Genomic DNA, 17,930 nt, shown 5'->3' with positions numbered 1-17,930 from the left:
GGATTCGACGTGATCCGTACAGTCTTTCAACCCAAGGAGCCACCCATGTCCGACGCCCACACGGTCACCGTGACCGACGACACCTTCACCAGGATTGTCCTGAACAGCACGATGCCAGTACTGGTCGATTTCTGGGCGCCGTGGTGCGGGCCGTGCAAGAAGATCGCCCCAGTACTCGACGAGATCGCTTCCGAGCACTCCGACAGACTCACCGTCGCGAAACTCGATGTCGACGCAAACCCCGACTCGACCAAGCACTTCCGCATCATGTCGATTCCGACCATGGTCCTCTTCCACGACGGCGAGGTCGTCAAACAGATAGTGGGCACCAAGGACAAAGCCGCGATCCTCGAAGACCTTGCCGACGTCCTCTCGTAGCATCACCGGCATCGGCACACCATGGCCGTCGCCGCCGCTAGTCGACGCCAGTGTCGTACTTCTCTCGGTTGGCGAGCACCTCGTCCATGTGCGCCTCCGCCCACCCCTTGATGCCGCGCATGACGGCGTGGAGCGAGATCCCGAGGTCGGTCAGCTCGTAGGTGACCGTGACAGGCACGGTCGGCGTCACCGTGCGGGTGAGCAGGCCGTCGCGTTCGAGGGAGCGCAGCGTCTGGGTGAGCATCTTCTGGCTGACTCCGGCCAGCCGCCGGGACAGCTCCGAGTAGCGCATCCGCCGCGGCTCGCCGACGCAGTCCTGGCCTGAGTGTGGTCCGTCGCCGCCCAGCGCGGCGAGAACCAGCGTCACCCACTTGTCGGAGATCCGGTCGAGGAGCCGGCGGCTGGGACAGGTCGCCAGGAACGCCTCGTACTCCACCTTCGCCTGCGCCCGCTCCTGGGCTGCCGTGGTTGTCGACATCGACCGCTCCTTCCTGCGCGGTGACATACGCACCTTGAAGTGCCTACTTCCCATTGGAGAGTAACCCCTCCATCGTGGTGGGTACAGCACAAACACCGGCCCACAGGAGGCGAACATGTCCACCACCTTCCGCACCGCGATCGTCCGCACCCCAGGCGGTCCCGACTCCATCGAGATCATCGACGTCCCCGTCCTCGAGCCCGGCCCGGGCGAGGTCCGGGTCGAGATCGCAGCGGCCGCGGTCAACCCCGTCGACCTGGCGCTTGCCGCCGGGGTGTTCCACCGGCTCGGGCTGATCGACCAGCCCGACCACACCGGCCTGGGCTGGGACTTCGCCGGCACCGTCACGGCGGCCGGTCCGGACGTCGACCTCCCGGTCGGCAGCCGCGTCGCGGGGCTGGTCGCCGGGTTCGACCGCGACTTCGGGACGTACGCCGAGCAGCTGATTGTCCCGGCGGGCGACACCGCACCCGTGCCGGAGGGACTCGACCTGGCCACCGCAGCCACGGTTCCGCTCAACGGCCTGGCCGCAGACCAGCTGGTCGACCTACTCGGCGACGGCGGAGGCCGGAGCCTGCTGGTGACCGGCGCCGCCGGAGCGGTCGGGGCCAACGTCGTCACGCTCGCCCAGGACCGCGGCTGGCGGGTCACCGGACTCGCCCGGGCCGAAGACGAGAAATTCGTGCGCGGCCTCGGCGCCGACTTCACCACAGAGGCGGCGCGCGCCTGGGACGCGGTAGCCGACGGTGCCGCACTCCAGGAGCAGGGCCTCACGCTGGTCCGCGACGGCGGCCTCTTCGTCGGCGTGCAGCCGGGCGCGGCGCCGGCAAGCGAACGCGGCGTCACCGTCCGGGAGCTGGTGGCGCAGCCCGACGGTGCCCGGCTCGCCCAGCTCCTCGACTCCACTGCGAGCGGCTACCTGCCGGCACGCGTGCACGCCGTCGTACCGCTCGACCAGGTCGCCGCCGCCCACCGCGCGGTCGCACAGGGCGGCGTTCGCGGAAAGTACGTCCTTCGGCCGGTCCTCGACTCGGGCACGCATCGGCAGTGACCGTGAAATCGACTGAGGCATCCCGGTCGTTCCGAATTCGATGCGAACGGAAAGGACACCGGCAGATCTGACCCCGCGGCTCGACGATCCAGCCGTCTACTCCGCTGCGAGATCGACCTTGAATGCTCCCTCGTCGACGTCTGAGGCAACGCAGGTCACGATGCCGTCCCGAGGGAATCGAGCCGTCGCAGCTCGACATCGGACAGGATCAGGTCGGCCGCGGCGACGTTGAGGCGTAGGTGTTCGACGCTGGTCGTCCCGGGGAGCGGGACCACCGGTACACCGTGCGCCTGCTGCCGATGATGCACCCAGGCCAGTGCGACCTGTCCGGCCGTGGCGCCGTGGGTGCCGCCGATCTCGTCCACGGCGGCATGCAGGCCGCTCGCTCGCTGCTCGTCGGCTGCGCTCGGAGTCTGGTGCAGGAGTCCATGACTGGTCGGTGAGTGTGCCACCACCACTGTGCCGAGGTCCGCGATGACGGGTAGCAGTTGATGCTCGATGGCGCGGTGGTCCAGCGACCACTGCTCTTGGAGCGCGGCGATCGGGTGGACGGCGTGTGCGCGGCGCAGGTCGTCCGCCCTCACATTGGACAGGCCGAGGTAGCGCACCTTTCCCTGGCCGACCAGTTCTGCCATGGCGCCGACGGTCTCCTCGATCGAGGTCGTCTCACTGCGATGGTGCAGGTAGTACAGGTCGATCATGTCGACGCCGAGCCGTTGCAGGCTCGCCTCGCACGCCTGCCGCACGTATGACGGATCGGCGCGCACGTCGAATCCGCCGGCGACCTGATCCCGCCACACGAGGCCGAATTTGCTGGCCAGCAGCACCTCATCCCGCCGGCCCCGGATCGTCCGGCCGATCAGCTCCTCATTCTGGTACGCGTCGGCGGTGTCCACCATCGTGATGCCCGCATCAAGCGCGGCATGAACCACGGCCACCGGGTCGCGATCCGGGCCACCGGCGCTGTCGTCGCGCAACCTCATCGCTCCGAATCCCTGGCGTCCGAAGGCATCCCGATCCACGGCTGCACGCGCTGTTCTGTCATCTGGTGTCATGACCGATACGCTAGATCCTCAACCAGCGTTCAGATCAACCCATGGGTAATACGCAGCCCTGATGATCGTGGGCAAACGAGCGTCACGCCGCGCGAGTCGGTTCGAGGTCGATAGCGCGGGGGACGTGGGGCGACTCACGAGACCGAGCCCACGCCGTGGCTACCGACCGCGTAGTCCGATCGGGTTGCCGTCGGCGTCGGCGAGCACGCAAATCCGCGTCTCGGATGCGACTTGGCGCGGGGCGCTGCGCTCGGTCGCACCAGCGGCGAGCAGGGTTTCGCGGGTCGCGTCGAGATCCTCGACGTCGGCGAAAGCAACAGGTCCGGCGTTCTCGCCACTCGGATTCAAGGCGACTTCGAAGCCGTCCACGTTGTACCCGACGTAGTACGACTCGTCGGTGTGCGGTGCGCCGAGCAGCGCGGTGTAGACCGCCTTGGCGGCGTCCAGGTCGGATACCGGGACCACCAGGCTGCGGATTGTGGGACTCATCTTCGTCTCCCTCGGGGTACGCGGTCATCGACGACCGCTTCGTCGGCGATACGGACCACGTTATCCGCACCGCAGGGGCCGGCGCTTCTCGAATCCTGACCGAGCTGTATGGGTTTGGTCCGTCGTAGCGGATCGACGCACACAGGTTCCAGACCCGGACTCCCGGTGGGTTCGTCGTCCTCAGACTTCCTTGTTTGTACCCTGTGTGCCTTCACTTGGGTGGAGCACCTCGTCCTTCGGCGGCACCGAGCCGGCTCGCACCTGCATTCGGCGGCCGTGCTTTACGGACGCCGTGTCACCAATGGGCACACTGACGACGCCGGGCGGCCCTGGCCCCCGTCGCAGTGGAGTGCGCCCGTCACGGGCTGATCCGATTCACGGCCGATGGTGGACCCGCGAACCCCGCCTTTCAAGGTGCTCACTGAGGTTCTGAGCTCCGAGGCGAAGAGGTGGGGCCGACCCGGTCTGGTTACACGCGCGCGGCACGGCTGACCCTCGAACTCGGGGACTATCCTGGAGCAACACCCACGTCGAGCAGTCGAGCAGTGTCTGCGAGGGATCGACGTCTGGTATCGATGTCCGGGAGTGAGGCGGCCGCCGATGGCCGAGTTCGATCCACCGACCACTCAGCGTGCCCCCGGTCGCGCGATCACCACGGAGCTGGCCGCGGCCGGATTCGAGGACGCCCGGGAAATCGGGCGGGGCGGGTTCGGCGTCGTCTACCGGTGCCGTCAACCTGCCCTGGACCGCACCGTCGCGGTGAAAGTGCTCACCGAGGACTTCGACACCGACAACCTCGAACGGTTTCTGCGTGAGCAACGCGCGATGGGGCAGCTGTCCGGGCACCCGCACATCGTCAACATCCACCAGGTCGGCGCCACCTCTTCGGGTCGCCCCTACATCGTGATGCGATATCACGCGTGCGATTCGCTCGACGCCCGCATTCGCAGACTGGGGCCGATCGAGTGGCCCGAGGCGTTGCGACTCGGGATCAAACTGGCAGGTGCCCTCGAGACTGCACACCGTCTCGGCATCATCCATCGCGACGTCAAGCCGGCGAACATCCTGCTCACCGAGTACAGAGAACCCCAGCTCACCGACTTCGGCATCGCCCGCATCGCCGGCGGCTTCGAGACCTCCACCAGGTCCGTTCTCGGGTCGCCGGCCTTCACCGCCCCCGAGGTCCTCTCGGGTGGGCCGCCAACTCCGAGCTCGGACGTCTACGGCCTCGCGGCTACTCTGTTCTGCGCGATCACCGGCCACGCCGCGTTCGAGCGACGCAGCGGTGAGCGGGTTTTTGCCCAATTCCTGCGGGTCACCACCGAACCCATCCCTGATTTCGGAGCGGAGGGTATCCCGCAGGACGTGTGCGACGTCGTCGACCGCGCCATGTCCGGAGACCCGCGGATGCGCCCGACGACCGCCGCCGAGTTCGGGTACGAGCTGCAGGAGTGCCAGCGTCGAATGGGCCTGTCCGTCGATCACATGGCGCTTCCGGTCGAACTGAGCGAGGACGGACAGAATCCACTGGGCGGGACGCTTGGCGTCGTGTCGGGGAGCTCCCGCCCGTTGAAGAGTCCCGTCCGTCGGCGCACGCCGACAACGATCCCGCCGCCCACTGCCGCGGCCAAGTTCCGTCCACCGACGCCCACCCGTCTGCTGGTTGCCCGGGCTCGGCTCATCGACGTCCTACGCGCGGGCCGGTCGCGACGACTGACCGTGATTCATGCACCGGCGGGATTCGGTAAGAGCACGCTCGCCGCCCAGTGGCGGGATGTCCTCACCGAGGACGGCGTGGCGGTGGCATGGCTCGGTGTCGATCATGATGACGACAACGTCGTGTGGTTTCTCGCGCACCTGGTCGAGGCGATCCGGAAGATCAGCCCGGCCCTCGGGGATGGTCTCGGTGAGGCGCTCGAGCAACGCGGCGATGCGGCCGCACAGTACGTCATGGTCAGCCTGATCAACGAGGTCCACGACAGCGGGCAGCGTGTGGCCGTGGTCCTCGACGACTGGCACCGGGTCACCAGTGCCGAGACGATCACAGCGATGGAGTTTCTTCTCGACCACGGCTGCCACCACCTGCCGATCATCGTCACCAGCCGCACCCGCACCGGCCTGCCCCTGAGCCGGATGAGAGTGTGTGACGAGCTCGTCGAAATCGATTCGGCTGCCCTGCGTTTCGATGCCGCGGAGTCGAATTCGTTTCTCGTCGATCTCGGAGGGCTGACGCTCGACCGCGGCGATGTCGACGCATTGACGCGCTCGACAGACGGATGGGTGGCCGCCCTGCAACTCGCTTCCTTGTCGCTGCGCGGATGCGACGACCCAACGCAGCTGATCAGTCATCTGTCGGGGCGCCATCACGCCATCGGTGAGTTCCTGGCCGAGAACGTGCTCGAGACCCTCGAACCGAGACTGCTCGAATTCCTCATGGCCACCTCGATCACCGGACGCATCTGCGGCAGCCTCGCGTCGTCACTCGCGCGCGTCGAGCGTGGGCAGGCGATGCTCGAAGACGTCGAGAGCCGAGATCTGTTTCTGCGCCGCCTCGACGACGACGGCGACTGGTTCCGGTACCACCACCTCTTCGCCGAATACCTGCGCAGAAGACTCGAGCGTGATCAACCCGAGCGGATCGGCGAGCTCCACGCCGCGGCATCGCGGTGGTTCGCCGATCGTCAATTGCTCAGTGAGGCCGTCAATCATGCCCTCGCTGCAGGAGACGAGAAAGGGGCAGTCGATATGGTCGAGCATGACGGAACGGTTCTGCTCGAGCACGCGAAAATGTCCACCCTGCTCGGTCTGGTGGCGAAACTTCCCCCGAGGCTCGTCGTCTCCAGCGCCCGTCTCCAGCTCACGTTGGCGTGGGCCCACTGTGAACTCCAGCGTGTCCGGCCCGCACAGGCGGCACTGGACCGCGTCTATTCCCTCCTCGAACGTGACGCGACGGCCGGGGCCGAAGTCGCCGATCTGCGGGTCGAGGCCGACGTCGTTCAGGGTGACATCACAATATTCTCGGACCGGATCGACGGCGTCGACGAGCTGATGGCGGAATGCCTGTCGCGACCGGAGACCCTGCCCCCATCGGTCGTCTCCGCCGCGGCCGACATCGCAACCTTCGCCGAGGTCTACCGATTCGACTTCGACGCGGCACGCCGTATGCAGGACTGGGCATCGACGTACCACGAGCGAACCAGTGGACCGTACAGCGGGGCGTGGGGCTATTGCTACTACGGCATCGCCGCCAATGAACAGCTCGATGTCGTTGCGGCCGAACACCACTTCCGGAAGGCGATGCGGCTCGCGGTCAAGTCCGGGGGACGTCACTCACACGCTGCACGTCTCGCCAGCGCCCTGCTCGGCGAACTGCTCTACGAACGTGGCGACCTCGCCACCGCCGAACGGCTATTGAACGAGAGCCGAGAACTCGGATACGACGTCTGCGTGGATTTCATGCTCGCCCCCTGTGTCGTCGGAGCGCACATCATGGCGCTGCGAGGAGACCGCGACGGGGCGGCAAACCGGCTGGACGAAGGCGCCGAGGCCGCCGAATCCCGGTCGCTGCCGCGATTTCGGGCCAGGATCGACAACGAACGGGTCATGCTGGGCCTCCCTCTCGAACCAGGTCGCGCCGCCGAGTTCGCCGAGCGGCGTCACCCGGTCGACGGATTGGACGAGATCACCGCGCAGCTCGAGGATGCCACCGCCATCACCCTTCTCCTCGGTCGACGATCGGCGGAGACGACCGCGGCCGCCTGCACCTGGGCCGGGGAATGGGTGCACAGGATCGAAGGCCGGGGACGGCACCGAGCACTACTGCAAGCGAATCGACTGCTCGTCGGCTGCCTCGCGGCCGCAGGCCGAAACGACGAGGCGAAGCAGGTGCTGGCATCGATCGCGGCGCAGTGCGCGGAACGCGACATGATCCGGTACCTCCTCGACGGAGGACCGTATGTCATGTCGACCCTGCGCGCCCTCCGCGACGATCAACTGCACGGGCTGTGGCGGCCGGAGTGGACGACGGTCCCGACCGCCTTTCTCGAAGCGCTGTCAGCAACCACGGGCGCCACCCCCATCTGAGGGCGTCGATCCGCGACCAGACGGTGTCGAATCGACGGCCGCGGGGTTCCTAGGGCGTCGATCGTCTCAGATGGAGGCGGGAGCCGATGACTGTGTACGCAGCCAGCGGGCGGCGTGGTGGCGGTAACTGTCGATGCCCTTGTAGGTGGCGATTTCGGCGGGAAGTTCGGTGATGATGTCGGCGAGTTGCTCGGCCCACGCGGGAATGGTGGCGATGTCCGACAGGGGCGCCAGGTAGGTGTGGATGTTGAAGACGAGCGCTCCGGTGAGGGGCAGTCGGATGAGGTGTTCGAGTTCGATCCGCAGTTGCACGCGTCCGTAGTCTCCGTCGGCGACGAGCTTCGGAATGTCGTCTTCCCATTCGGGCCGGGTTTCGAGGCTGGTGTCGCGGTGCGGTGAACCAACGGCGGAGAAAGTCCAGTTGGCGCGGCGGAAGATGCGGTCCGTGGTGAGATGGCGCATGAACTGCTGCGCACGGCTGGTGATGCCGCCGCTCGTCAGCCCAGGTACGGGGCGGTGAATTTCGTTGAAGTTCATACCGACATCGAACTTGATCGACCAGTCGGCAGCGAAGGTGACGATGGCCGCGTCGAACCAAAGTTGGTCGTGGCGCTCGGTGAGCAGGAGAATGTCGTCAGGCACCTGGCAGCCGATGAAGGTCAGCGGGTCCTCCGGCAGCGTGACCAGATCACCCATTTCGAAGTGTTGGTCGATGTCAAGCAACGTGTTGCGCCAGTGGTAGCGGTTGCCCTGCCCGGTCAGCTGCATGGTTTCCGGGTGGGAGTCGGCCATCTGCCGCATGAGGTAGAGCATGACGTCCCAGCAGGCGGGCATCATGTGCGGCAAAATCTGCACTCGCCCTGGGTCTTTCGCCAGGATCTCCCGTTTGAGCTGCATCATCGGCACGTATTCGAGTCCGAGGTCGACGACGTGTCGGCCCCAGCCCCCGGCGAGGGTGGGGGTATACCGGGGTGCAGGCTCGACATTGACCGCGTAGCGGAAGGTTTCGTCCCCTGCCGGGAAAGGCCAGGGCAGACAGGTCAGGTCGCTTGTGAGCAGTTCGGTCATGGTATTTCGCTCCAGAGTCGGGCCGGAATGGCGGTGCAGGGTGATTCCCAGTCGGTCGTCAGGCAACCGATGCCAGATACATCGCACGATGCGAGGAGGTGTGCGGGCGCACGAGGAGGTCGCGGGCGCAGCCCGAGCACTCAATGGTGTGGTCTGGGCGCGCGGTGGCCCGGGTGGCGGTGTCGCAGTGCGGGCAGAAGACGTTGATCACGTCCACGTGTGAGATGTGGATGAACAACTCGCACGGCAGAATTCCCGCCTCGCGCGCTACCGCAACAGCCTGCATCACCTCGTACTCCGCCCCGGCGATCATGATGCGGACCCCGACTGTGCTGGTGTCGATCAGGTGGGCGACACCCGCACCGTCGGGGAGGCTGTGCAACGCCACTGCCCGGTGCGCGGAGTCGAGATCCCGCGCCCACTTTTCGACCTTGGCGGTGGCACTGGGGGCATCACCGATCGCGATCAGGAGGTACTGGCGGCCGGATAGGTCCATGCTGGCCGCGGTAATGCCGACCTGCGCGGTGGCGATGTCGGAGTCGTCGATGCTTGTCATGACATTTCCCTCTGAGAGTCGTTGAGGAACAGGCCCGGTGGTTTGGTGTTCGAGGTGGTCAGCCGGTGACGCCGCCGTGTACACGAAGCCATGCCATTCCCGGGCGGCATTGCCGGTACTGTTCGCGGGGAAGCGCGGATGGGGAGTGCATGAGGTCTTCGGTTGCGGTGTCTGATGCCGTGGAGGTCACAGGTCCAGCTCCAGATCCGCGCCAGCGGCCCGGGACACACACGGCATCATCACGTCACCCGTGGACTTCTCCTCATCGGTGAGATAGAGGTCGCGGTGCTCGATCCGTCCGCCGCGCACCGGGAGCTTGCATTCCCCGCACACGCCCTGCCGGCACAGGTTCGGCACGTCGAAGCCGTTGTCCAGCAGCGCGTCGAGCAAGCTGGTGTCGGGTCCGACAGTCACGGCGGTACCGGTGCGGCCCAGGGTCGCGGTGAAGGGTTCACCCCCAGCGGAGATGCCGGAGGAGAACGGCTCTGAGTGCACACGCTGGAGTGGCCAGCCCTCGGCGAGCGCAGCTTCGGTGACGGCGTCGATCATTTGCGCCGGTCCGCAGGTGTAGAGGTGGGTGCCGATCGGCTGCCGGGTCAAAGTCGGTGTCACGTGGTCCCAGAACTGTTCCGGGGTTTCCACCATCGTCAACCGGTCCCCGCATAGTTCGATCAGGTCCTCGACGTGTGCGCCGAAGCCGGAGCGGAAGGAATAGATCACCTCGAACGAGCGACGCCACTGCACTCCCGCACGCACGTGCGACAGGATCGGGGTGACCCCGATGCCGCCGGCGACGAGGACGTGGTGGCGTGCGTTCGGAATGGGAGCGAACGCACTGCGCGGGCGGGACGTGGTCACCTGGTCGCCGACGGCGAGGTTGTGCACCCACCGCGACCCGCCGGCGCCGGCCCGGTCCAGTCGAACAGAGATCGAGTAGTGGTCCGGTTCGATCGCCGGGCCTGTCAGGGAGTAGGAATTGCGTGTTCCCGGCTTCCAGGTGACCGCGATGTGACTGCCCGGGGTGAACGACGGCAACGTTCCGCCCCCGACTGGCGCCAGGACGACCTGACGGATGTCCTCGCAGAGCATCGAAGTGTCGGCAACTTCGACGGAAAGGTCGCTCTCTACTACGGCGCTGGTTGTCGCGGTCTCGACTGCTTCGGTCACGTCAGGTCCTCCGAATCTGCTCGATAGCCATGATTGGCATGGTGACGGCGGGAGTGGTGGTAGACGATAAGGGTGCTCGGGAACCGCCACAACGGAATTCGCCTTCGAACGCGGCGGCGGTAGTGACAGTGTGACAGTGCGCGCTGAACATCCGACGTCACGGCAGCACCCACCGCCACCACCGGGTAGAGGACGCCGTGGTCACTGCCATCGCCGATTACGGCGCGAAGGAGCGGTGACCGACGTAGTAGGCCAACGCACCGTCAGGGGTGGTGAATCGGATCCGCGATCCCTTCGGGAAGAAGATCGCGTCCTTCGCCTTGGCGACCTCCGTCTGTCCGGTGTCGAGATTCTCGAGAACGAACTCGCCCTCGAGCACAACCTTCATTTCGTCGTACTCGTAGAGGTAATCGAGGGGATTGTCCGTGCGCCGGAGTTCGAAGTAGCCTGCCGACATCTCGGACCCGTCCGGGTTTGCGTACACGTCGTCGATGAAGCCTTCGGTGCCCGGGTACTCCGCAACCGGCATCTGCGGCAGAGACTTCCAGAAATCTGCGGTGACGCGGAACGGTGCGACGGTCCGTCCGATCGCACTGGAATCGACAACGGTCATTGGGGTCCTCCTGGGGATGGGTTTGTGCAATCGCTACGTCGATCACCATGCGATGAAACTGAAGATAATGGCAGGAAACCATGCCGTGGGTTACGTGCTCGTAAACGCGCGTGACAAGGAGGTTTATTTGCAAGAAGCACGCATGCCCGCTCTCATCGTGCGCGCCGCCCGCGCGGCCGGACTGCCGCCGCCGATCGACAGCGTGGTCGCACAACTCGACGACGACGGCCTCCTCACGGCCGAAGCCGAACATTCGTGGGGCCTCGGATTCGTCGGGATGTCGGAGATCCACCCCGCCCAGCTGCAGGCGATCCACCGGGTTTTCACCCCCTCTCCCGACCAACTCGACTGGGCGCGGCGTGTCTTACTCGTTCGAAGCAGCAGGGCACGCCGCACTGCGCATGCCGGATGAGACTTCGTCGACGCCCCGGTCGCAGCCCGGGCCACGGACCTGTTGCGCCGCAACCAGCGGATAGCCGATTCAAGCGGGCATGCGGGAGCGGCGGTGATTAGGCCGATTTCCCCGATACCTGAAGGCATCACCGATCGTCCCGGCGCCCTTCACCGCACGCGATCCTGACCAGCACTTTTCCTGCGAGAAGAACGAGACGGGTGCTGCATGATGCCCCGATTGAGCCATCATGGCTTGCGCTGGTGCCATCTTGGTGCCATATTGGTGCCATGGACTTGACCTCGTACGTGAGCAACCATGGACGCGAGTTCGCCACACACGCCGAAGCCGGCGGCGACGACGCGCCCTGCACGTTGGTCGAGCACCTGACCGGGTCACTCGAGTCGGGGATCCGGACGACCCAGCGCGTCAAACAGACGACGCGGCGCCTCACCCGCCGGGTGCGGTAGCCGCACCGCCTCCCACCACACCGCGTCCCCGACCTGCGGGGATGTCTCGCCCACCCATCAGAAGGGGACAGTCATGCCCAATTTCGATACACCCGAACCGATTTCCGTCACGCTCGAGCTCGGCGTCGGCAATGTGCGGGTCACCGCGAGCGACCGCACCGACACCACCGTCGATGTCCGCCCGAGCGACGAATCCGATGAGTCGGACGTGTACGCCGCCCAGCGGGTCCGCGTCGACTACGCGAACGGCGTGCTCCAGGTCTCGGGGCCCAAAGCGCGCGTTTTCGACTTCTCCCACAAGACCAGGTCGGTGGAGGTGTCCATCAACCTACCCAGCGGTTCGCAGGTGTCCGGCGAGGTACAGGTGGGAGACCTCAGCGGCACCGGCCGACTCGGGGAGTGCAGGTTCAAGACCTCCGCCGGGAACGTCCGGCTCGAGCGGAGCGGTCCCCTGCGTGTGGACACCGCGGCCGGTCACGTCACCGCGGACGGCGTCGCGGGCAACGCCGAGATCCACACCGGCTCCGGGAGGGTCCGCATCGGAGCGACCGAGGGCTCCGTGGCCGTCAAGAACTCCAACGGCGACACCATGATCGACGCGGCCACCGGCAACGTCCGGGTGCGCTCGACGAACGGCGACATCTCCGTCGACCGGGCCGGCGCGGGGGTCGAGGCGAAGACGTCCAACGGCAGCATCCGCCTCGGCGAGGTGGCCCGTGGCTCGGTCGAGCTCGGGACTGCGATGGGCGACCTGGAGATCGGCATCGCCGAGGGCGCCGCCGCACGGCTGCAGGTGAACAGCAAGTTCGGGCAGGTGCACAACCTGCTGGACGACACCGCCCGGCCCGAGGCGTCCGACGAGACCGTCGAGGTGCGCGCACACACCTCGTTCGGCGGCATCACGATCCGCCGTTCCTGATCCCCTTCTGGCCCTGGAGAAAGGGAAACCATGACCACCGAGCAATCTCAGCCGGCGACTGCAGTGACCAGGTTGCGCAAGTCTTTCGGCGACCCCGGGTTCGAGACCCAACCGATGCATCTCGACGTGAACCAGGACCGCTGCATCGGCGCCGGCATGTGCGTACTGACCGCTCCCGAGGTATTCGACCAGAACACCGAGGACGGCCGGGTGCTTCTGCTCGATCCCACACCACCACCCCCGCAACACACGTCAGTCCGCCAAGCCGCCCACACCTGCCCCGCCGCGGCAATCACGATCCTCGACCGGTAACCGCCATCAGACACCACTCACGCTGACACCACCGGCCGTCCGGTATCCCGCACGACACCCGGGGAACCCGATTACCGCCACGAAAGGAATTCCGATGAGTCGAACGATTCCCACCCAGCACGGCCTCCCCATGGATCGCGATGCGGGCCCCTTCGACCCGCCCCGACAGATCACCCGGCTGCGCGAAGCTCGCCCCGTCAGTCCCATGATCTTCCCCGACGGTCACGAGGGCTGGCTCGTCACTGGTTACGACGCGGTCCGCCGGCTCATGGCCGACACCCGACTCAGCTCCCGCCAGGACATCGGCATTCTCCACGTGCCCTACGAGACCCCGGGCATGCCCGCAGCCACCGAACCGTCCCCGCAAATCCCGGGCCTGTTCATCGCCATGGACCCGCCGGACCACACCCGGCTGCGGCGCAAACTCACCGGCGCCTTCACCGTCAAACGCATGAAGCAGCTCGAAGACCACATCACCGACATCGCCGAGCGGCAACTGGACGAGATGGCGCGCCTGACCCCGCCGGTCGACCTGGTCAAGGAGTTCGCGCTGCCGGTGCCCTCGCTGGTGATCTGCGAACTGCTCGGTGTCCCCTACGCAGACCGCGAGAACTTCCAGGTCAACTCCGCCAAGTTCCTGGTCAAGGACCAGCCGCTCGACGAGAAGATGGCCGCGTACATTGCACTGACCACGTACCTTTCCGACCTCGTCACCAGCAAACGCGCCGCCCCCGGCGAAGACATACTCTCCGACCTGGCCCGCCATGACGACCTCACCATCGAGGAGCTGACCGGTGCCGCCTTCCTGCTGCTACTCGCGGGCCACGAGACCACCGCCAACATGCTGGCACTGGGCACCTTCGCGCTTCTGGAGCACCCGGAGCAACTAGCCGAACTGCGCGCCGACCCGGACCTGCTACCCGATGCCGTCGAAGAACTCCTGCGCTACCTGGCCGTTGCCGACATCTTCTATCGCTACGCCACGGAAGACATCGAACTCGGCGGCGAAACAATCCGCAAGGGATCGACCGTCGTCGTCTCACTGCTGGCCGCCAACCGCGACCCCCAGCGCTTCGACGACCCCGACACACTCGACATCCGTCGCAAGGCCCGCGGTCACCTGTCCTTCGGTCACGGCGTCCACCAATGCCTCGGCCAGCAACTGGCCCGCATCGAGATGCGCGCCGGTTTCGCCGGACTGCTACGCCGCTTCCCCACTCTCGAACTCGCCATCCCCGCCGACGATGTGAAACTAAGAACCGATATGAACATCTATGGCGTCCACGAACTACCGGTCACCTGGATGGAAACGGCCCGGTAACTCGCCAGGTCATCGTCGAGAGGTGGGCGAAGCCGGCATGCGGCGACCGCGCCAGATGGAGGCGGCCTGCCGGTGGACCGACACCACGCCGCGCTTGGCTACCGCCCGCCATACCTGGGCGACCGTCGGTAGTGTCGAAACATGGGCAAGCCCACGGTCCCGAGCGGCACGGTGCATGGAGTGCCAACAGATCTACGACAGGCATTGGTCGATAACGGCCCGGCACTGGCCGCGTGGAACGACATCACACCCCTGGCACGCAATGAGTGGATCTGCTGGGTCGAGGATGCCGAGCTCGATGAGACGAGACGGCGTCGGATCAAGAGGACGCATACCGAACTGGCTGAGGGCAAGCGCCGCCCATGCTGCTGGCCTGGTTGTCGTCACCGGGAAAAGACCGGCAAGTAGGCGTTCTTCGTGCTCGCGGTATGGGGGTCGATCTGTATTGCGGTACTCCTCAGGCTTCCGGGATTTCGAGGCCGAATGTCTCGCGGGTGATGTCGTCAGGTTCCGGTCCGCCGCGCACCCCGGTGTCGAGAGCGTCGATCGCAGTGAGCTGATCGGCGGTGAGCTCGAAGTCGAAGACGTCGAAGTTCTCGGTGATACGCGACGGGGTGACCGATTTCGGAATCACCTGGCGGCCCTGCTGCAGGTGCCACCTCAGCATCGTCTGGGCCGGCGTCTTCCCGTGTGCCGCTGCGATGTTCTTGATGGTGGGATCGTCGAGTGTGGAGCCGTGGGAGCCGTGGCGGTAGAAGGTGATGCCACCGATCGGAGACCACGCTTGGGACACGGTCCCTCGTGCGGCGTTGGCCGCGAGCACGTCGGATTGACGGAAGTACGGATGTACCTCGATTTGGTTGACCGCCGGCACCACCGATGTTTCGTCCCGCAGTCGCGCGAGGTGGCCGGACATGAAGTTGCTGACACCGATGGCGCGCACGCGGCCGTCCGCGAGCAGCGTCTCGAGCGCCTTGTAGGCCTCGACGGTGAGGGTGAACTCGCCGGGCAGAGCCTGGTGCAGTATCAGCAGGTCGATCTGATCGATTCCGAGTTTGCGTGCGCTCTTGTCGAAGGCATGCAGCGTCGCGTCGTAGCCGTAGTCGGTGATCCAGATCTTGGTCTCGATGAAGATGTCCGAGCGATCGATGCCCGAACGGCGTATGGCTTCACCGACCTCGCGTTCGTTCTGATAGGCAGCGGCGGTGTCGATGTGCCGGTATCCGGTCTCCAGTGCCGCCTCGACCGCAGCAACAGTGTCATCGGGCGGGGTCTGGTACACCCCGAAACCCAGTGCCGGCATCGTGATTTCGTTGTTCAAAGTCAATTCGGGGATGGTCATGCTTCAACCTTAGGATCGGTCAGCACGCGCGGGGAGTGACGCACTGAGCAGTTGTCATGCCGCGGATCTCGTGCGGCGGGTGTATGCGGAGCCAACCCGCAATGCGGCGCGCACCAGGATCATCGGCGCGGTCGTGGCCCGACCGGAAACAGCGGTTGTCACGGCCGGACCGCGACCTTGAGCGCGTCGCGGGCATCCATCGCGGCATAGCCCTGCGGCGTCTGAGCAAGTCCGACGGTCCGGTCGAACACCTTCCCCGGCTGCACGATGCCGTCCAGGACTGCCGGAAGCAGCTGCTCGATATACGCGCGCACCGGCGCCGGACCACCGGTCAGGGTGACGTTCGGCCCGAACAGGCTCCCGAACCCGACCGGCGCGTCCTCGTACTGGGGCACCCCCACACGACTGATCGTTCCGCCCGCGCGGACGACGCCCACAGCCTGATCGTAGGCGGGCCGGTGACCGACCGCCTCGAGGACGATCGCGCTGCCCAGGCCGCCGGTCAGCTCACGAACCTTCGCGATTCCCTCCTCACCACGCTCGGCAACCACATCGGTCGCACCGAACTCGCGACCGAGATCGGTGCGCACCTGGTGCCGCCCCATCAACACGATCTGCTCGGCACCGAGCTGGCGAGCCGACAGCACCGCCATCAACCCGACCGCCCCGTCACCGATCACGGTCACCACACTGCCCTCGCCGACGCCGCCGCGGATCGCGGCATGCCAGCCGGTGCCGTACACATCCGACAACGTCAACAAGGAGTCGAGCAGCGCATCGTCGGCGTCCTCGCCCACCGGCACCTTTACCAACGTGCCGTCGGCCAGCGGCACCCGGACCGCCTCGGCCTGACCACCCGCCGTACCCAGCGAGACGTCATTCCAGAACCCGCCACGCACACACGAGGTCTGCAGACCCGCAGCGCAGAACGCGCACGTGCCACACGACACCGCGAACGGCGCAATGACGAAGTCACCGACACGCAACGTCCTCACATCCGAACCGGTTGCTTCGACGACACCGATGAACTCGTGCCCCATCGATCTGCCCGCAGGATCGACCTCCATGGAGTGATAGGGATGCAGGTCGCTGCCACACACGCAGGCCCGCACGATCCGAACCAGAGCGTCGGTGGACGACTGGATGGTGTGATCAGGAACATCGATGACACGGACATCGCCCGCGCCGAACATGTACGTCGCTTTCATGCCACCCAGTTGACCTCCATTCCGGCCGCCCGGGGAGTCACGGACGTTCCGGGTACTGCCAGTACCTCCCACATCCGGCGATCCCTGCCTACCGTGGACTCATGAGCTCGACCGGCCTGCGCACCGAAATCCGCGAGTTCCTCAGCACGCGGCGCGCACGCATCACCCCTGAGCAGAGCGGACTACCCGTGTACGGCGGTAACCGCCGCGTCAAAGGCCTGCGCCGCGAAGAGGTCGCCATGCTCGCCGGTGTCTCGGTCGACTACTACGTCCGCATGGAACGCGGCAACCTCGCCGGCGCCTCCGACAGCGTCCTCGACGGCCTCGTCGTCGCCCTGCAACTCGACGACGCCGAACGCGACCACCTCTTCGCCCTCGCCCGGCAAGCACAGGCAAGCACCACCCGCCGCCCCCGCACTCCACCGGTGACCGTGCGTCCGGCAATCCAGCAAGTACTCGATGCCATCACGGACGCACCGGCCTGGGTCCGCAACGGCCGCCACGACATCATCGCGATGAACGACCTCGCGCGCGCCCTCTACTCCCCCGTGCTCGCCGACCCCCGCCGCCCCGCCAACACCACCCGATTCGTCTACCTCCACCCCCAGGCAGCCGCAGACTTCTTCGTCGACTACGACACCATCGCCAGGGACGCAGCCGCCATGCTCCGACTCGAAGCAGGCCGCAACCCCCACGACAAAGCACTCATCGCACTGGTCGGGGAACTGTCCACCCAAAGCGAACTATTTCGCCAACGCTGGGCATCACAAGACGTCCGCTTCCACCGCAGCGGCCGAAAGCGCCTGCACCACCCCGCCGTCGGCCAACTCGACCTCGACTTCGAAGCACTCGAACTGCCTTCCGAACCCGGCCTGCAACTCAACATCTATACCGCAGCCGCCGGCACACCCACCGCCGACGCCCTCACGCTCCTCGCTTCCTGGGCCGCTAGTCAGGAACGACTCGGCACCGAACACGACGCTCCCAGCAGACCGCACTGAACCCTGTGCACAGGCGATCGGTGGGCCG

At 66.3% G+C, this 17,930-nt stretch carries 19 protein-coding genes; 10 read left to right on the top strand and 9 right to left on the bottom strand.

The window, feature by feature from the left end; genetic code table 11:
* The first annotated feature begins 45 nt into the window (after positions 1-45).
* Positions 46-378 carry a thioredoxin gene (trxA, locus tag DTA22_RS33845; RefSeq protein WP_037227725.1) on the top strand — a complete coding sequence of 111 codons (333 nt, stop codon included), beginning with the start codon at positions 46-48 and terminating at the stop codon, positions 376-378.
* A gap of 37 nt (positions 379-415) precedes the next feature.
* Here trxA and DTA22_RS33840 read toward each other — a convergent pair whose 3' ends face one another.
* Positions 416-856 carry a winged helix-turn-helix transcriptional regulator gene (locus tag DTA22_RS33840; protein WP_112302318.1) on the bottom strand — a complete coding sequence of 147 codons (441 nt, stop codon included), beginning with the start codon at positions 854-856 and terminating at the stop codon, positions 416-418.
* 115 nt (positions 857-971) lie between these two features.
* On the opposite strand from DTA22_RS33840, the gene DTA22_RS33835 reads away from it, so the two are divergent.
* On the top strand, positions 972-1,907 hold the full coding sequence (locus DTA22_RS33835; protein ID WP_112302317.1) for an NADP-dependent oxidoreductase: 936 nt from the start codon (positions 972-974) through the stop codon (positions 1,905-1,907).
* Positions 1,908-2,062: 155 nt separating this feature from the next.
* Here the strand turns inward: DTA22_RS33835 and DTA22_RS33830 are convergent, their stop codons facing one another.
* Positions 2,063-2,890 carry an aldo/keto reductase gene (locus tag DTA22_RS33830; protein ID WP_112302316.1) on the bottom strand — a complete coding sequence of 276 codons (828 nt, stop codon included), beginning with the start codon at positions 2,888-2,890 and terminating at the stop codon, positions 2,063-2,065.
* Between the two features lie 231 nt (positions 2,891-3,121).
* Positions 3,122-3,451: a VOC family protein gene (locus tag DTA22_RS33825; RefSeq protein WP_112302315.1), complete on the bottom strand. Its 330-nt coding sequence runs from the start codon at positions 3,449-3,451 to the stop codon at positions 3,122-3,124.
* A gap of 600 nt (positions 3,452-4,051) precedes the next feature.
* On the opposite strand from DTA22_RS33825, the gene DTA22_RS33820 reads away from it, so the two are divergent.
* Positions 4,052-7,534: a serine/threonine-protein kinase gene (locus DTA22_RS33820; RefSeq protein WP_112302314.1), complete on the top strand. Its 3,483-nt coding sequence runs from the start codon at positions 4,052-4,054 to the stop codon at positions 7,532-7,534.
* A gap of 66 nt (positions 7,535-7,600) precedes the next feature.
* On the opposite strand, the gene DTA22_RS33815 is transcribed toward DTA22_RS33820, so the two are convergent.
* The 4 genes from DTA22_RS33815 to DTA22_RS33800 form a co-directional block, all read right to left on the bottom strand.
* Positions 7,601-8,602, bottom strand: coding sequence for a heme-dependent oxidative N-demethylase family protein (locus tag DTA22_RS33815; protein WP_112302313.1), 1,002 nt, complete (start codon positions 8,600-8,602; stop codon positions 7,601-7,603).
* A 58-nt stretch (positions 8,603-8,660) separates the two neighbouring features.
* Positions 8,661-9,158: a dimethylamine monooxygenase subunit DmmA family protein gene (locus tag DTA22_RS33810; protein ID WP_112302312.1), complete on the bottom strand. Its 498-nt coding sequence runs from the start codon at positions 9,156-9,158 to the stop codon at positions 8,661-8,663.
* Between the two features lie 186 nt (positions 9,159-9,344).
* Positions 9,345-10,325, bottom strand: coding sequence for a PDR/VanB family oxidoreductase (locus tag DTA22_RS33805; protein ID WP_112302311.1), 981 nt, complete (start codon positions 10,323-10,325; stop codon positions 9,345-9,347).
* Between the two features lie 217 nt (positions 10,326-10,542).
* Positions 10,543-10,938, bottom strand: a complete 396-nt coding sequence (locus DTA22_RS33800) for a cupin domain-containing protein (RefSeq protein WP_112302310.1) — start codon at positions 10,936-10,938, stop codon at positions 10,543-10,545.
* Between the two features lie 142 nt (positions 10,939-11,080).
* On the opposite strand from DTA22_RS33800, the gene DTA22_RS33795 reads away from it, so the two are divergent.
* The 6 genes from DTA22_RS33795 (at position 11,081) to DTA22_RS33770 (ending at position 14,759) form a co-directional block, all read left to right on the top strand.
* A complete protein-coding gene (locus DTA22_RS33795) occupies positions 11,081-11,350 on the top strand; it encodes a hypothetical protein (protein ID WP_235214442.1) in 270 nt (89 codons plus the stop codon).
* 269 nt (positions 11,351-11,619) lie between these two features.
* A complete protein-coding gene (locus DTA22_RS33790; RefSeq protein WP_112302309.1) occupies positions 11,620-11,799 on the top strand; it encodes a hypothetical protein in 180 nt (59 codons plus the stop codon).
* A gap of 73 nt (positions 11,800-11,872) precedes the next feature.
* Positions 11,873-12,718 carry a DUF4097 family beta strand repeat-containing protein gene (locus tag DTA22_RS33785; protein ID WP_112302308.1) on the top strand — a complete coding sequence of 282 codons (846 nt, stop codon included), beginning with the start codon at positions 11,873-11,875 and terminating at the stop codon, positions 12,716-12,718.
* Positions 12,719-12,748: 30 nt separating this feature from the next.
* Entirely contained in the window at positions 12,749-13,030 is a 282-nt protein-coding gene (locus tag DTA22_RS33780; protein ID WP_322789951.1) for a ferredoxin, read from the top strand.
* Between the two features lie 94 nt (positions 13,031-13,124).
* Positions 13,125-14,351, top strand: coding sequence for a cytochrome P450 (locus tag DTA22_RS33775; RefSeq protein ID WP_037227743.1), 1,227 nt, complete (start codon positions 13,125-13,127; stop codon positions 14,349-14,351).
* A 141-nt stretch (positions 14,352-14,492) separates the two neighbouring features.
* Positions 14,493-14,759 (top strand): YdeI/OmpD-associated family protein, encoded by a 267-nt coding sequence (locus DTA22_RS33770; RefSeq protein WP_112302307.1) that lies wholly within the window; start codon positions 14,493-14,495, stop codon positions 14,757-14,759.
* A 49-nt stretch (positions 14,760-14,808) separates the two neighbouring features.
* Here DTA22_RS33770 and DTA22_RS33765 read toward each other — a convergent pair whose 3' ends face one another.
* Positions 14,809-15,693: an aldo/keto reductase gene (locus DTA22_RS33765; RefSeq protein ID WP_112302306.1), complete on the bottom strand. Its 885-nt coding sequence runs from the start codon at positions 15,691-15,693 to the stop codon at positions 14,809-14,811.
* Positions 15,694-15,851: 158 nt separating this feature from the next.
* Complete coding sequence (locus DTA22_RS33760; protein WP_112302305.1) at positions 15,852-16,901, bottom strand: alcohol dehydrogenase catalytic domain-containing protein; 1,050 nt, start codon at positions 16,899-16,901, stop codon at positions 15,852-15,854.
* 101 nt (positions 16,902-17,002) lie between these two features.
* Between DTA22_RS33760 and DTA22_RS33755 the strand changes: the two genes are divergently transcribed.
* A complete protein-coding gene (locus DTA22_RS33755; protein ID WP_112302304.1) occupies positions 17,003-17,902 on the top strand; it encodes a helix-turn-helix transcriptional regulator in 900 nt (299 codons plus the stop codon).
* The last annotated feature ends 28 nt before the right edge of the window (positions 17,903-17,930 follow it).

It is taken from the genome of Rhodococcus wratislaviensis, from assembly GCF_900455735.1.
Classification (GTDB): Bacteria; Actinomycetota; Actinomycetes; order Mycobacteriales; family Mycobacteriaceae; genus Rhodococcus_F; species Rhodococcus_F wratislaviensis.
Note: the sequence above shows the minus strand (reverse complement) of the source record. Positions and strands in the feature narration are given on the sequence as shown.